Annotated in this window: 14 protein-coding genes and 1 tRNA gene; 4 read left to right on the top strand and 11 right to left on the bottom strand. The window is 61.2% G+C overall.

Going from position 1 to position 13,259, the window contains the following annotated elements; all coding sequences use genetic code 11:
* Positions 1 to 4 precede the first annotated feature (4 nt).
* The 3 genes from iscR to trmJ form a co-directional block, all read right to left on the bottom strand.
* Positions 5 to 496, bottom strand: coding sequence for a Fe-S cluster assembly transcriptional regulator IscR (iscR, locus tag ACLEJU_RS12980; protein ID WP_054887562.1), 492 nt, complete (start codon positions 494 to 496; stop codon positions 5 to 7).
* A gap of 179 nt (positions 497 to 675) precedes the next feature.
* Positions 676 to 1,464 (bottom strand): serine O-acetyltransferase, encoded by a 789-nt coding sequence (cysE, locus tag ACLEJU_RS12975; RefSeq protein WP_103445624.1) that lies wholly within the window; start codon positions 1,462 to 1,464, stop codon positions 676 to 678.
* 3 nt (positions 1,465 to 1,467) lie between these two features.
* Positions 1,468 to 2,238 (bottom strand): tRNA (cytosine(32)/uridine(32)-2'-O)-methyltransferase TrmJ, encoded by a 771-nt coding sequence (trmJ, locus tag ACLEJU_RS12970; protein ID WP_435424311.1) that lies wholly within the window; start codon positions 2,236 to 2,238, stop codon positions 1,468 to 1,470.
* A gap of 151 nt (positions 2,239 to 2,389) precedes the next feature.
* On the opposite strand from trmJ, the gene suhB reads away from it, so the two are divergent.
* Positions 2,390 to 3,208, top strand: coding sequence for a type III secretion system regulator SuhB (gene suhB / locus ACLEJU_RS12965; protein ID WP_435424310.1), 819 nt, complete (start codon positions 2,390 to 2,392; stop codon positions 3,206 to 3,208).
* 104 nt (positions 3,209 to 3,312) lie between these two features.
* Here suhB and ACLEJU_RS12960 read toward each other — a convergent pair whose 3' ends face one another.
* From ACLEJU_RS12960 to queA, 6 genes are all read right to left on the bottom strand, one after another.
* Entirely contained in the window at positions 3,313 to 3,855 is a 543-nt protein-coding gene (locus ACLEJU_RS12960) for a glycine zipper 2TM domain-containing protein (protein WP_103445626.1), read from the bottom strand.
* 118 nt (positions 3,856 to 3,973) lie between these two features.
* Positions 3,974 to 4,882, bottom strand: coding sequence for a protein translocase subunit SecF (secF, locus tag ACLEJU_RS12955; protein ID WP_060511428.1), 909 nt, complete (start codon positions 4,880 to 4,882; stop codon positions 3,974 to 3,976).
* Between the two features lie 10 nt (positions 4,883 to 4,892).
* Positions 4,893 to 6,755 (bottom strand): protein translocase subunit SecD, encoded by a 1,863-nt coding sequence (gene secD, locus ACLEJU_RS12950; protein WP_435424309.1) that lies wholly within the window; start codon positions 6,753 to 6,755, stop codon positions 4,893 to 4,895.
* A gap of 64 nt (positions 6,756 to 6,819) precedes the next feature.
* A complete protein-coding gene (yajC, locus tag ACLEJU_RS12945; protein WP_027920288.1) occupies positions 6,820 to 7,155 on the bottom strand; it encodes a preprotein translocase subunit YajC in 336 nt (111 codons plus the stop codon).
* A gap of 42 nt (positions 7,156 to 7,197) precedes the next feature.
* Entirely contained in the window at positions 7,198 to 8,313 is a 1,116-nt protein-coding gene (tgt, locus tag ACLEJU_RS12940) for a tRNA guanosine(34) transglycosylase Tgt (protein ID WP_163986015.1), read from the bottom strand.
* Positions 8,314 to 8,327: 14 nt separating this feature from the next.
* Entirely contained in the window at positions 8,328 to 9,377 is a 1,050-nt protein-coding gene (queA, locus tag ACLEJU_RS12935) for a tRNA preQ1(34) S-adenosylmethionine ribosyltransferase-isomerase QueA (RefSeq protein WP_435424308.1), read from the bottom strand.
* Between the two features lie 108 nt (positions 9,378 to 9,485).
* On the opposite strand from queA, the gene ACLEJU_RS12930 reads away from it, so the two are divergent.
* Both ACLEJU_RS12930 and ACLEJU_RS12925 read left to right on the top strand, forming a co-directional pair.
* Positions 9,486 to 9,570: transfer RNA gene (locus ACLEJU_RS12930), tRNA-Leu, on the top strand.
* Between the two features lie 138 nt (positions 9,571 to 9,708).
* Positions 9,709 to 10,779, top strand: coding sequence for a hypothetical protein (locus ACLEJU_RS12925; protein WP_435424307.1), 1,071 nt, complete (start codon positions 9,709 to 9,711; stop codon positions 10,777 to 10,779).
* A 272-nt stretch (positions 10,780 to 11,051) separates the two neighbouring features.
* On the opposite strand, the gene ACLEJU_RS12920 is transcribed toward ACLEJU_RS12925, so the two are convergent.
* On the bottom strand, positions 11,052 to 11,261 hold the full coding sequence (locus tag ACLEJU_RS12920) for a Fic family protein (RefSeq protein WP_435424306.1): 210 nt from the start codon (positions 11,259 to 11,261) through the stop codon (positions 11,052 to 11,054).
* A gap of 249 nt (positions 11,262 to 11,510) precedes the next feature.
* On the opposite strand from ACLEJU_RS12920, the gene ACLEJU_RS12915 reads away from it, so the two are divergent.
* Entirely contained in the window at positions 11,511 to 12,158 is a 648-nt protein-coding gene (locus tag ACLEJU_RS12915) for a trypsin-like peptidase domain-containing protein (RefSeq protein ID WP_435424321.1), read from the top strand.
* Positions 12,159 to 12,169: 11 nt separating this feature from the next.
* On the opposite strand, the gene ACLEJU_RS12910 is transcribed toward ACLEJU_RS12915, so the two are convergent.
* Positions 12,170 to 13,234: a diguanylate cyclase gene (locus ACLEJU_RS12910; RefSeq protein ID WP_435424305.1), complete on the bottom strand. Its 1,065-nt coding sequence runs from the start codon at positions 13,232 to 13,234 to the stop codon at positions 12,170 to 12,172.
* Positions 13,235 to 13,259 lie beyond the last annotated feature (25 nt).

The raw sequence follows: 13,259 nt of genomic DNA, 5'->3' as shown, positions 1-13,259 counted from the left end.
AAGGTCAGTCGACGGCGGACGTCTCAATCTTGTCCAGCAAGGCGGTACGGCCTGCGACACGCCGCAGGTCCTGGCGCTGGGCGACTTCCTGCACCTCGCGGCGCATGACGAGGTCGGCCAGGCTGATGCCGCTGAGGAATTCGTGGATCTGCTGGCTGAGGTCGCACCACAGGTGGTGGGTCAGGCAGGTGTCACCGGCATGGCAATCCCCGAGGCCCTGGCAACGGGTGGCGTCGACCGACTCGTTGACCGCGTCGATGACCTGGGCCACCTGGATGGTTTCCATGCCGCGCGACAGCTGGTAGCCCCCGCCCGGACCGCGCACGCTGGAGACCAGACTGCTGCGGCGCAGCTTGGCGAACAGCTGTTCCAGATAAGAAAGGGAAATGCCCTGGCGCTCGGAAATGTCGGCCAAAGACACCGGCCCATGCTGCGCGTGCAATGCCAGGTCGAGCATGGCAGTGACGGCGTATCGGCCTTTGGTAGTCAGTCGCATGGCTAATGGGTACCACGGGAGTTACGGAATGTGTGCGAGTATGCGATTCCTGAGCATTTAAGTCAACTATTAGACCTACTGCTTTAGTCGGATTTGCATCTGGGAGGCGGGCGCGAGTGTAGCAGCAATGGGGCGTGAGCACACGCCCCATATGTCAGAGTGACTTCACTGCGGCGCAATCAATGCGACTGAGTGTCGCGCTGGGCGGCCTGGGTTTCGACCGCGAAGTCGTCTTCCGGTAGCTTCGGCAGCTCCTTGGCACAGTAGTCACTGCCCATCTTGGTCAGCGCGCCGCACATACCCTCCAGGCGCTCGTCGACGGCCTGCAGGTGGTCGAGCATCTGGCCGATGGCCCGGGCCACCGGGTCCGGCATGTCGCCGCTGACCCCATAGGCATCGAAACCGATCTTCTCGGCCATGGCCTTGCGCTTGGCCTCGAGTTCGGTGTCCTCGCTGTTCTTGACGATGATCCGCCCCGGGATGCCGACTGCTGTGGCACCGGCCGGCACCGCCTTGGTCACCACCGCATTGGAGCCGATCTTGGCCCCGGCACCGACGGTGAACGGGCCCAGCACCTTGGCGCCCGCCCCTACCACCACACCGTTCTCCAGGGTCGGGTGGCGCTTGCCTTTGTTCCAGCTGGTGCCGCCCAGGGTCACGCCCTGATAAAGGGTGACATCGTCGCCGATCTCGGCGGTTTCGCCGATGACGATGCCCATGCCGTGGTCGATGAAGAAGCGCCGACCGATGGTCGCACCGGGATGAATCTCGATGCCGGTCAGCCAGCGACCGAAGTTCGACACCAGGCGGGCCAGCCACTTGAAATCGCGCTTCCACAGGGCGTTGCCCAGGCGATGCAGCCAGATGGCGTGCATGCCGGGATAGCAGGTCAGCACCTCGAAGGCATTGCGCGCCGCCGGGTCGCGATGGAAAACGCTCTGGATATCTTCACGCAGACGCTCGAACATCTGTCAGTCCTTCCGTTTATGCGGCTCGCCCCGTGCGACCTTCTGGGTCTCGGTGAGGATGCCGCGCAAAATGCTCATTTCCGAACGATTGACCGAGCTGCGCCCATATAGCCGGCGCAGGCGCGCCATCAAGTGCTTGGGCTTCTCAGGGTCAAGGAAGCCGATGTCCACCAGGGTCTTCTCCAGGTGTTCATAGAACAGCTCCATTTCGTCCATGGTCGCCAGCTCGTTGCTGCGCAGCGAGTTGGCATCGAACTTCTCGACTTTCGACGGCGCGCCTTCGACTGCCAGCCAGGCCATGCGCACCTCGTAGGAGAGCACCTGGACCGCGGCGGCGAGGTTCAGCGAGCTGAAATCGGGGTTCGAGGGAATGTGCACGTGGAAGTGACATCGCTGCAGTTCTTCGTTGGTCAGGCCGGCGTGTTCACGCCCGAACACCAGGGCGATCTCTTCACCGCCGGTGGCGTGCTCCACGGCCTTGGCCCCACACTCGCGCGGGTCGATCAACGGCCAGGGGATGCTGCGTTCACGGGCACTGGTGCCCATGACCAGGCTGCAGCCGACCAGCGCGTCTTCAAGGCAGTCGACCACCTGGGCATTGGCCAGGATGTCGTCGGCGCCCGAGGCGCGCGCGGTGGCGTCGCCGGACGGGAACTCTTTTGGCTGCACCAGCACCAGACGCGACAAGCCCATGTTTTTCATGGCACGCGCAGCGCCGCCGATGTTGCCGGGGTGGCTGGTATTGACCAGAACAACACGAATATTTTGCAGCAAGGTGTTGTGCTCACAGATGCAGGTTTGGGGGTAATCGATCTTACAGAACCGACCAGCGTAACGCCATGAAAGCAAATGTGACACTTCTGCCGCCAAACTTTTCTGCTAGAATGTTCGGCTTTCTTCTTTAACATCTCCAGGTGACCCGCCCATGCAGCCTATGCTGAATATCGCCCTGCGCGCCGCTCGCAGCGCCAGTGAACTGATTTTCCGCTCCATCGAACGCCTGGATAGCATCAAGGTCGACGAGAAAGAGGCCAAGGACTACGTCTCCGAAGTGGATCGCGCCGCCGAGCAGAGCATCGTCAACGCCCTGCGCAAGGCCTACCCGAACCACTCCATTCAAGGTGAAGAAACCGGCCTGCACGCCGGCACCGGCGAAGAAGGCAAAGACTACCTGTGGATCATCGATCCGCTGGACGGCACCACCAACTTCCTGCGTGGCATCCCGCACTTCGCTGTCAGCATCGCCTGCAAATACCGTGGCCGCCTCGAGCACGCCGTGATCGTCGACCCGGTTCGCCAGGAAGAATTCACCGCCAGCCGTGGCCGTGGCGCCCAGCTCAATGGTCGCCGCCTGCGCGTCAGCTCGCGTACCAGCCTGGACGGCGCCCTGCTGGGTACCGGCTTCCCGTTCCGTGACAACCAGATGGCTGACATGGACAACTACCTGGGCATGTTCCGCGCCCTGACTGGCCAGACCGCCGGCATCCGCCGCGCCGGCTCCGCCAGCCTGGACCTGGCCTATGTGGCTGCCGGCCGCTTCGACGCCTTCTGGGAGTCGGGCCTGTCCGAGTGGGACATGGCGGCGGGCGTGCTGCTGATCCAGGAAGCCGGCGGCCTGGTGAGCGACTTCAACGGTGGCCACGAGTTCCTCGACAAGGGCCACATCGTTGCAGGCAACATCAAGTGCTTCAAGGCCGTACTCACTGCTATCCAGCCACACCTGCCAGAGCACATGAAGCGCTAAGCGCGGATTGCAGGCAAAAAAAAAGCACCCCTCGGGGTGCTTTTTTGTGCCTGATGGTTAAGCCCAACCATACGCGCCCTTTGCAGGAGCGGCCTGCACCTGGCTTACTGCCCGGCTTCACTGAGGATCAGCTTGCCATTCTTGTCCAGTGGAATGGTCGAACCCGGCTCACGATCCATCTTCACCTTGCCCACCTGATCACCGATGGAATAGGTCACGTTGTAACCCACTACCTTCTCGCTGATGTCATTGACCGTGTTGCAACGGGTTTGCGTGGTGGTATAGGTATCACGCTGCTGCATGCCTTCCTGCACCTTGTTACCGGCATAACCACCACCGACTGCACCGGCCACGGTAGCGATCTTCTTACCGGTACCGCCGCCGATCTGGTTACCCAGCAGGCCACCTGCAAGGGCGCCAACCACGGTACCGGCGATCTGGTGCTGGTCCTTGACCGGCGCCTGGCGGGTCACGGCAACATCTTTGCAGACTTCGCGGGGTGTCTTGACCTGTTGCTTGATCGGTTGCACGTCGGTGACCTGGGCGTACTCAGGCCCTTTGTTCACCAAGCTGTAGGTGGCAACAGCACCTCCGGCAGTAACACCGACAGCACCCAGCACAGCGCCTACGAGCATTGATTTGTTCACATGAACCTCCTGTTGTACCTGCAGGAGCTAACCTGCTTTCTCCCAGCCTTGGAGCAAAAAAAAAGGCGTGAGTTCAACACTCACGCCTTTTCATCGCCGAACGGCGTAGGACTAGCCCTTAAGGACGGTCATCCACACCTTCGTTTTTCACCGGCGGGATCAGATCTTCACTGTTCAGATTCAGCCAGATCAGTACCACGTTGGCGATGTAGATCGACGAGTAGGTACCAGCCATGACACCGATGAACAGCGCCAGGGAGAAGCCGAACAGGTTGTCACCACCGAAGAACAGCAGCGCGGCGATCGCCAGCAAGGTCGACACCGAGGTGGCAATGGTCCGCAGCAGGGTCTGGGTGGTCGAGACGTTGATGTTTTCGATCAGCGAGGCCTTGCGCATCACACGGAAGTTCTCACGCACCCGGTCGAACACGACGATGGTGTCGTTCAGCGAGTAGCCGATGATCGCCAGCACCGCCGCCAGCACCGTCAGGTCGAAGGTGATCTGGAAGAACGACAGGATACCCAGGGTCACCACCACGTCGTGGATCAGCGAGACGATCGCGCCCACGGCGAACTTCCACTGGAAGCGGAAGGCCAGGTAGATGAGGATGCCGCCCAGTGCCAGGAGCATGCCGAGGCCGCCCTGGTCACGCAGCTCTTCACCCACCTGCGGGCCGACGAACTCGACGCGCTTGAGGGTGGCCGGGTTGTCGCCGCCAGCCTTCTGCAAGGCCGCACCGACCTTGGCACCCAGCTGCGGGTCATCGCCCGGCATGCGCACCAGCAGGTCGGTGGTGGCGCCGAAGCTCTGCACCACGGCCTCGTGGAAGCCGGAATCGACCAGCTCGGCACGCACCGCCTTGAGGTCGGCCGGGCGCTCGTAGGTCAGCTCGATCAGCGTACCGCCGGTGAAGTCCAGGCCGAAGTTCAGGCCCTTCTGCCACCAGCTGAACAGTGCCAGCACAGTGAGGAGCACAGTGATGGCGAACGCGACATTGCGCACGCCCATGAAGTTGATGGTTTTCATCGCAGCTCCCTCAAACCCACAGCTTCTTGATGTCACGCCCGCCGCAGGTCAGGTTGACCATTGCACGGGTCACCATGACGGCGGTGAACATCGAGGTGAAAATCCCGAGGGACATGGTGACCGCGAAGCCCTTGACAGGGCCGGTACCCATGGCGAACAGGATGCCGCCGACCAGCAGGCTGGTCAGGTTGGCGTCGATGATCGCGGTATAGGCGCGGTTGAAACCTTCGTGGATGGCGCGCTGCACCGACATGCCGGCATTCAGCTCCTCGCGGATACGCGAGAAGATCAGCACGTTGGCGTCCACCGCCATACCCATGGTCAACACGATACCGGCGATACCCGGCAGGGTCAGGGTCGCGCCCAGCAGCGACATCAGCGCCAGCAGCAGCACCATGTTGCCCGCCAGGGCGATGGTGGCGATCACGCCGAAGCCACGGTAGATGGCGATGATGAACAGCGAGACGAACAGCATGCCCCACAGCGACGCATCGATACCCTTGGTGATGTTGTCAGCACCCAGGCTTGGACCAATGGTACGTTCTTCGGCGAAGTACATCGGCGCAGCCAGACCACCGGCACGCAGCAGCAGGGCAAGTTCCGAGGATTCGCCCTGGCCGTTCAGGCCGGTGATGCGGAACTGGCTGCCCAGCGGCGACTGGATGGTCGCCAGGCTGATAATCTTCTTCTCTTCCTGGAAGCTCTGTACGGCAACGTCCTTCTCGACGCCATCGACAGTCTGCTTGACGTAGCGGGTGACCGGCTTCTGCTCGATGAAGATCACCGCCATGCTGCGACCAACGTTGCTGCGGGTCGCGCGGCTCATCAGCTCGCCACCGTGGCCATCCAGGCGGATGTTCACCTGTGGGCGGCCATGCTCGTCGAAGCTGGCCTGAGCATCGGTGACCTGGTCACCGGTGATGATCAGGCCACGCTCGACAGCAGCGGAACGGTTGCCTTCGCGGAACTCGAAGACCTCGGTAGTGGCCTTGGAAGCGCCCGGCTCGGCACCGAAGCGGAACTCCAGGTTGGCGGTCTTGCCGAGGATACGCTTGGCTTCGGCAGTGTCCTGCACGCCCGGCAGCTCGACCACGATGCGGTTGGCGCCCTGGCGCTGCACCAGCGGCTCGGCCACGCCCAGCTCGTTCACACGGTTGCGGACGGTGGTGAGGTTCTGCTTGATAGAGTATTCGCGGATCTCGGCGACTTTCGCCTGGGTCAGCGCCAGACGCAGCACGGCGAGCTCGTTGCGCTCAGTGGTGGTCAGGTCGAAATCATTGAAATTCTTGCGAATCAGGGCACGTGCCTGTTCACGGGTAGCATCGTCAGCGAAGCCCAGCATCACACCGCCATCCTGCTGCGGCAGGCTGCGATAGCGGATGCGCTCTTTGCGCAGCAAGGTCTTGACCTCGCCTTCGTAGACTTTCATGCGGGCGCTCATGGCCTTGTCCATGTCCACTTCCAGCAGGAAGTGCACACCACCGGACAGGTCCAGGCCCAGCTTCATCGGGCTTGCACCCAGGTTGCGCAGCCATTGCGGGGTAGTCTGGGCGAGGTTCAGGGCCACGACGTAATCATCGCCCAGTGCCTTGCGCACTACATCCTTGGCTGGCAGTTGATCTTCCTGGTTGGTCAGGCGAATCAGCCCACTGCCCTTCTCACCCAGGCTTGCGCCCTTGACGGTGATACCGGCATCGCCCAGCGCCTTGCTGACGCGGTCGAGGTCGGCCTGTTTGACCTGCAGCGCCGAGCTGGCTCCGCTGATCTGCACCGCCGGATCATCCGGGTAGAGGTTGGGAGCGGAATAAATGAAACCGATCGCCAGTACCACCAGGATCAGTGCGTATTTCCACAGAGGGTATTTGTTCAGCATCACGCCGCCCGTTCAAGACGCGGGGCGCTTTGCGCGCCCCGACTGGAAAAATGAAACCGGTAACTCAGATAGCCTTGAGCGTACCTTTTGGCAGGGTGGCCGCGATGGCACCCTTCTGGAACTTCAGTTCGACGGTGTCGGAAACTTCCAGGACCACGAAGTCATCGGAAACCTTGACGATCTTGCCGGCGATGCCGCCGTTGGTGACAACTTCGTCACCTTTCTGCAAGTTGCTCAGCAGGTTCTTCTGCTCTTTGGCGCGCTTGGACTGCGGGCGCCAGATCATCAGGTAGAAGATGACCAGGAAACCGACCAGGAAAATCCACTCGAAGCCGGTACCGGCTGGGCCAGCGGCGGGTGCTGCAGCGTCCGCGTAAGCGGCGGGGATCAAGAAGCTCATTGGGCACTCCTAATGTAATTTTCTAATAATGGATGCGAACAGTCAGTCCAAAGGCGGCACAGGAAGCCCGCGTTTGGCGTAGAAGGCGTCGACAAAGGCGGCCAATTTACCCTGTTGAATAGCCTCGCGTAAACCGGCCATCAAGCGCTGGTAATGGCGCAAGTTGTGGATGGTATTCAGCATGCTGCTCAGCATTTCGCCGCACTTGTCCAGATGGTGCAGATAAGCGCGGGAGAAGTTGGTGCAGGTGTAGCAGTCACAGGTCGGATCCAGCGGCGAATCATCGTGGCGATGGAACGCGTTGCGGATCTTGATCACCCCTGTATCGACGAACAGGTGGCCGTTGCGCGCGTTGCGCGTGGGCATCACGCAGTCGAACATGTCGACGCCGCGGCGCACACCCTCAACCAGATCTTCCGGTTTGCCTACCCCCATAAGGTAACGAGGTTTGTCAGCCGGCATCTGATCTGGCAGGTAATCGAGGACCTTGATCATTTCGTGCTTCGGTTCGCCGACCGACAGGCCGCCGATGGCCAGGCCGTCGAAGTCGATATTGACCAGCGCTTCCAGCGAGCGCATGCGCAAGTCCTGGTACATGCCACCCTGGACGATACCGAACAGCGCTGCGGTGCTGTCGCCGTGGGCATTCTTCGAGCGCTGGGCCCAGCGCAGCGACAGCTCCATGGAGGTGCGCGCCACGTCGTGCTCGGCCGGGTACGGCGTGCACTCGTCGAAGATCATCACGATGTCCGAGCCCAGGTCGCGCTGCACCTGCATGGACTCTTCCGGGCCCATGAACACCTTGGAGCCATCGACGGGCGAGGCGAAGGTGACACCCTCCTCCTTGATCTTGCGCATGGCGCCCAGGCTGAACACCTGGAAGCCGCCGGAATCGGTGAGGATCGGGCCTTTCCACTGCATGAAGTCATGCAGGCCATTGTGCTTCTTGATCACCTCGGTACCTGGGCGCAGCCACAGGTGGAAGGTGTTGCCGAGGATGATCTCGGCGCCGATGGCCTCGATGTCACGCGGCAGCATGCCCTTGACCGTGCCATAGGTGCCCACCGGCATGAACGCCGGGGTCTCGACCGTGCCACGGGGGAAGGTCAGCCGGCCACGACGGGCTTTGCCGTCGGTAGCCAGCAGTTCGAACGACATTCGACAGGTGCGACTCATGCTTGATCCTCTGGGCCGCGTGGCGCCGGATTGCGGGTGATGAACATGGCATCACCGTAACTGAAGAAGCGGTAACCGTTCTCCACCGCCGCCGCGTAGGCAGCCATGGTCTCGGGGTAACCGGCGAAGGCCGAGACCAGCATCAGCAGCGTGGACTCTGGCAGGTGGAAGTTGGTGACCAGGCAATCGACCACATGGAATGGGCGGCCCGGGTAGATGAAGATGTCGGTGTCACCGCTGAAGGCCTTGAGCACGCCATCACGCGCTGCGCTCTCCAGCGAGCGGACGCTGGTGGTACCGACCGCGATCACCCGGCCGCCACGGGCACGGCAGGCCTCGATGGCATCGACCACATCCTGGCTCACTTCAAGCCATTCCTTGTGCATGTGGTGGTCTTCGATCTTGTCGACCCGCACCGGCTGGAAGGTACCGGCTCCCACGTGCAAGGTGACGAAGGCGCGCTCGACGCCCTTGGCGGCGATCTTTTCCAGTAGCGCTTCGTCGAAGTGCAGGCCGGCAGTGGGCGCGGCCACCGCACCGGCGCGCTCGGCGTACACAGTCTGGTAGCGCTCACGGTCGGCGCCTTCGTCCGGGCGGTCGATGTAGGGCGGCAGTGGCATGTGGCCAACGCGCTCGAGCAATGGCAGCACCTCTTCGGTGAAACGCAGCTCGAACAGCGTGTCGTGGCGGGCAACCATCTCGGCCTCGCCACCACCATCGATGAGGATCACTGCCCCCTCTTTCGGCGCCTTGCTGGCACGCACATGGGCCAGTACGCGGTGGCTGTCGAGCACACGCTCGACCAGCACTTCCAGCTTGCCGCCGGAGGCTTTCTGGCCAAACAGCCGCGCCGGAATCACCCTGGTGTTGTTGAACACCATCAGGTCGCCCGGCCGCAGATAGTCGAGCAGATCGGGGAATTGCTTGTGCGCCAACGCCCCGCTCGGCCCATCGAGGACCAGCAGACGGCTGCCATGGCGCTCGGCCAGAGGGTGGCGGGCGATCAGGGAATCGGGGAGTTCGAAAGAAAAATCGGCGACGCGCATGATGATGTTCGGGTTCGACAGGGCCGGGAAGTTTAGCCCAATGCGTGAAAATTGACCATGAAAGCCGATTGACCGGCTTGGGCGACCTCTCTATACTGCGCGCCACAAGCCCTGATGGCGGAATTGGTAGACGCGGCGGATTCAAAATCCGTTTTCGAAAGGAGTGGGAGTTCGAGTCTCCCTCGGGGCACCAAGATCCAGAAAAAACCGACCTTATGGTCGGTTTTTTTGTGCCCGCAATTTGGCTTGCACCTGGCAAAACTACCAGTTCCACTCTCGCCCCCGGTTCCATAGCCTGACCCCTACTCCCGTTCACGCATGGAATCGCGAAATGCAAAAGAGTCTACGCTGCGCCCTGTTTGCCTCGGTTTCCCTGGCAACTGCAGCGGCCAATGCCGCAGCCCCCATCCAGGCCATTTCTGTTCAACACTTCACAGGCCGCTGCCTCGATGCTGCCCATCGCGGTGACAAGGATGTGAACTGTGAAGTATCCGGCGTGGTGAAAATCGGCCAGCAACTGTTCTTCGCCAATGACAAACCCATCCAGGGCCTAGGCACTTCGACGCTGTTCTCGATTGACCTGCAAGGCACACCAAAGCCGCCATTGGACTTTGAACATCTGAGCTACCTGCGAGGCGATTTGATCGACGCCGCAGAAAAGCTCGAGGGCCTGACGAAGGTCACCTTCGACTATACCCACTTTGCAATCGCTACCAACGCGTTCACCCGGGCAAGCAATCCAGCTTCCAGCAGAATTCTGTACTGGCCTGTGAATAACCCCAGGGCGGCGAAGGTATTCGGTGATCCGCAACAGCTTCGGCAACAGATCAATGCAGTGGTCGGCGAACCTTTCTTTCAGGTCGAAGGCATCGCGGTCGATCCTGACAGGAACCTGCTACTGGGGATCCGCCGACTGGGCGCCGACTCAAAGACGGCCAAACCAGACTTCATCATCCTGCGGGCACCCATGAAGATGCACAAAGGTGAAATCGTACTGAGCGGCGAATTTGAACAGGCCTACCGGTTCACCCCGAAAATGCCGGGGGACGAGCGCCCTCTAAGCCTCTCCGGGCTGGAATACGACCCCTACAACAAGCGCCTGCTGGCAACCACCAGCCATGAGGATGGCGAAGAGATCGGCGGCTACCTGTGGAGCCTGCCTCTGTCCTTACTGTCTCAAGACCACGCAGGTTCGCCGCAGCCAGTCCTCGGCCCTGAGGGGGAGCCCCTGTGGTTCGACAACAAGCCGGAGGGCGTCGAGGTGCTGAGCGAAAGCCAGGTAATGGTCGTGCATGACGACGACAGGGTTCAGGTTACCGACGCAACCAACGGGAAGTCCAAAAAGGACAACGAATTTGCCTACAGCGTGGTCACACTGCGCCACGACCAACCCGGCCTATGAATCTCACCTGACACTGCGATCACTCCACAGCAGATTACACAGCCGTGTGGCTGGCTGTGGAGCGTTCAAGCAACCTCAGAATGGACGACCTGCATCGATCCACGCCTTGATTTGCTTCATCGTCAACCGATAACGGGCACAGTTGTGCAGCGCGAGAATGTCCAACTCCCCCGCAACAAAGTTTCGAACTGGTGTTTTTCTTCTACCGATAATTCCAGCCCAGCCTCCACCTGATCTGCGCTTATCCCTCACGGACTACGGCATTGATCGCCTCATTGAGCAACCAGGAACGACAACGGCGAGCAGTTGTAGAGCATCAAAGGAATATTCGCTGCCAGTCGGCTCGTGCGCTTGTTGCCATCCTCGAACGGTTGCAGATAAGCCAGGTTTATCCACAGGAAGAATGCAGCCTCGATCGGGTTCTTGATCTGTCGTGCCTTATCGAGCACCTGCCCGAACATCTCGTCCAGCAGAGAAGGCACCCCAATGCAGCTCAACCCAGCTCATTCGTTCTGACAAGCCCGACCTTTTGACGTCACCCCAACGACTTCAGGCCTTCCAAGCATCCAGCAAATCAATTGGCCGCCACCCCAATGATGGCCATAAGCTGTCACTCGTCGGGTATATATCAAAAGCATTGCCACAGTGATGCCACTTGGCCATATTCACTCACCCCTTTTACCACCTCTGCGTGCCCCATGAACAAAACCGCGCCCTGTCTGGCAGCAATGATGCTGCTGAGTGGGTGCAATGGAATGCCAACCGCTTACGTTTCAGACCCTGTCTACGACCAGGCTTTTGTCGTCACCTCCGGCGCCCCCCTGCCGATGCTGTTGATGGCCAGCGCCATCCAGTGGAACGAAGACTACGCCGTCACTGCCAAGCACACTCCGTTCCTGCGCAACGTGGTGCATGAAGGCTTGGGTGATGTGGTGTTCTTCAAGCACAAGGCCAGCAAGGTGCCGCAGTGGCGCCAATTCGTTCCGGGCGAGTCGGTGACTGCGGTCGGCTTCAACAGCTTCATGATGCCGGTGCAAGGCAAGGGGCGTACGCTCGACTCACTCGTGCGCCTGGACGGTACGCCGGGCAGCGTCTTTTACTCGGTGCATGACGGCCCTATCACCAAAGGCATGTCCGGTGGCCCGGTATTCGCCGATGACGGCAAGGTGGTCGGAATGAACATCGCCTTCATCGCCAAGGACGGGATCGATGCCCGTAACCGCCCAGACCTGGCCGACAAGGCGCGGGTCAGCGTGTTCATGTCCTACAGTGAAATCGACAAGGAATGGCGCCGCTTCCAATACCTGGCGCACAAGGGCAAGCCGCACGGCGCGCCTGCGGCGATCAAGGGTTATGTCGCGCTGGCCAGCAAGCCTTGAGCCTTCGAAGGTCAGGCAGAACGTTCCACCTGTTCATCTGCGCCGGCCAGCACGATGCAGTTGCGGCCAGCATGCTTTGCAGCGTAAAGCGCCATGTCGGCGGCATGCAGCCAGGCTTCGGCATTGACCAGCTCAGCGTCGAAGGGCGCAATGCCGATGCTCAGGGTCAATGACAACTGCGGCAGGGCAGGGTCGTGGAAGGCTTCGATGGCCTGGCGCAGGCGCTCGAGAATGTCGATGGCCTGCTCGGCGCTGGTGTCGGGCAGCATCACACAGAACTCATCCCCGCCATAGCGCGCCGCCGGGTCACTTTTGCGCAGATGCAGCGTCAAGCTGGCGCTGATCACCCGCAGTATGTTGTCGCCTATCAGGTGGCCATGGCGGTCGTTGATCTGCTTGAAATGGTCGATGTCGAGCAGCGCCAGGTAGCTGCTGGCACCATTCGCCTGGCAGCGGCGGAACTCACGCAGCAACATGCTTTGCCAGGCCCCGTGATTGCTCAGGCCGGTCAGGCTGTCGGTCTGGCTGAGACGGGCTAGCGCACGCTTGTGCTGGGCCAGTTGCACGGTGACCTGGTAGCAGATCATGCCGATGGCCATAGGGTAGATCAGCAAGATCGGCAGGCAGGCAAGCATCTGTGCCTGAGTTGTCTGCGGGAACAGCACCGGCGCGTACAGCCAGATGCCCAAGCCGATACCCGCCAGTTGGGCCAGCAAGGTCTTGAACAACATGTGCCAGCCGCCAGCGGCGATCTTGTCCATCGCGATCATCGACAAAATGATCACGCTCGGCAGCGGGTTCAGGCCCATCACCCCGGCCCAGCAGCCACCGGCGAAACCGTCGAAGATCAGGTTGCGCTGTTCGGCGCGGAACGGGTGAGGCGAAACGCGCGAAATCAGGTAGGCCAGGTGCGGCCAGACGAAGCCATGCACCGCCAGCAAGCCCCACACCCACCCGCTCGGCTGCAGCGGCGCAATGCCAATCATCACACAGAAGAAGCCCAGCCCCGTGCCGATGGCGCGGGGAATATGCATGCGTTTTGCGAAAGAGAGGCCTTTGCCCCTGCGCTCGTTCATGGCGGGCTCACCGAAAGATTGCTGT

Source organism: Pseudomonas sp. SMN11 (assembly GCF_052041945.1).
Lineage (GTDB): Bacteria > Pseudomonadota > Gammaproteobacteria > Pseudomonadales > Pseudomonadaceae > Aquipseudomonas.
The sequence above is the reverse complement of the archived record's forward strand: the minus strand, read 5'-3'. Positions and strand labels throughout refer to the sequence as shown.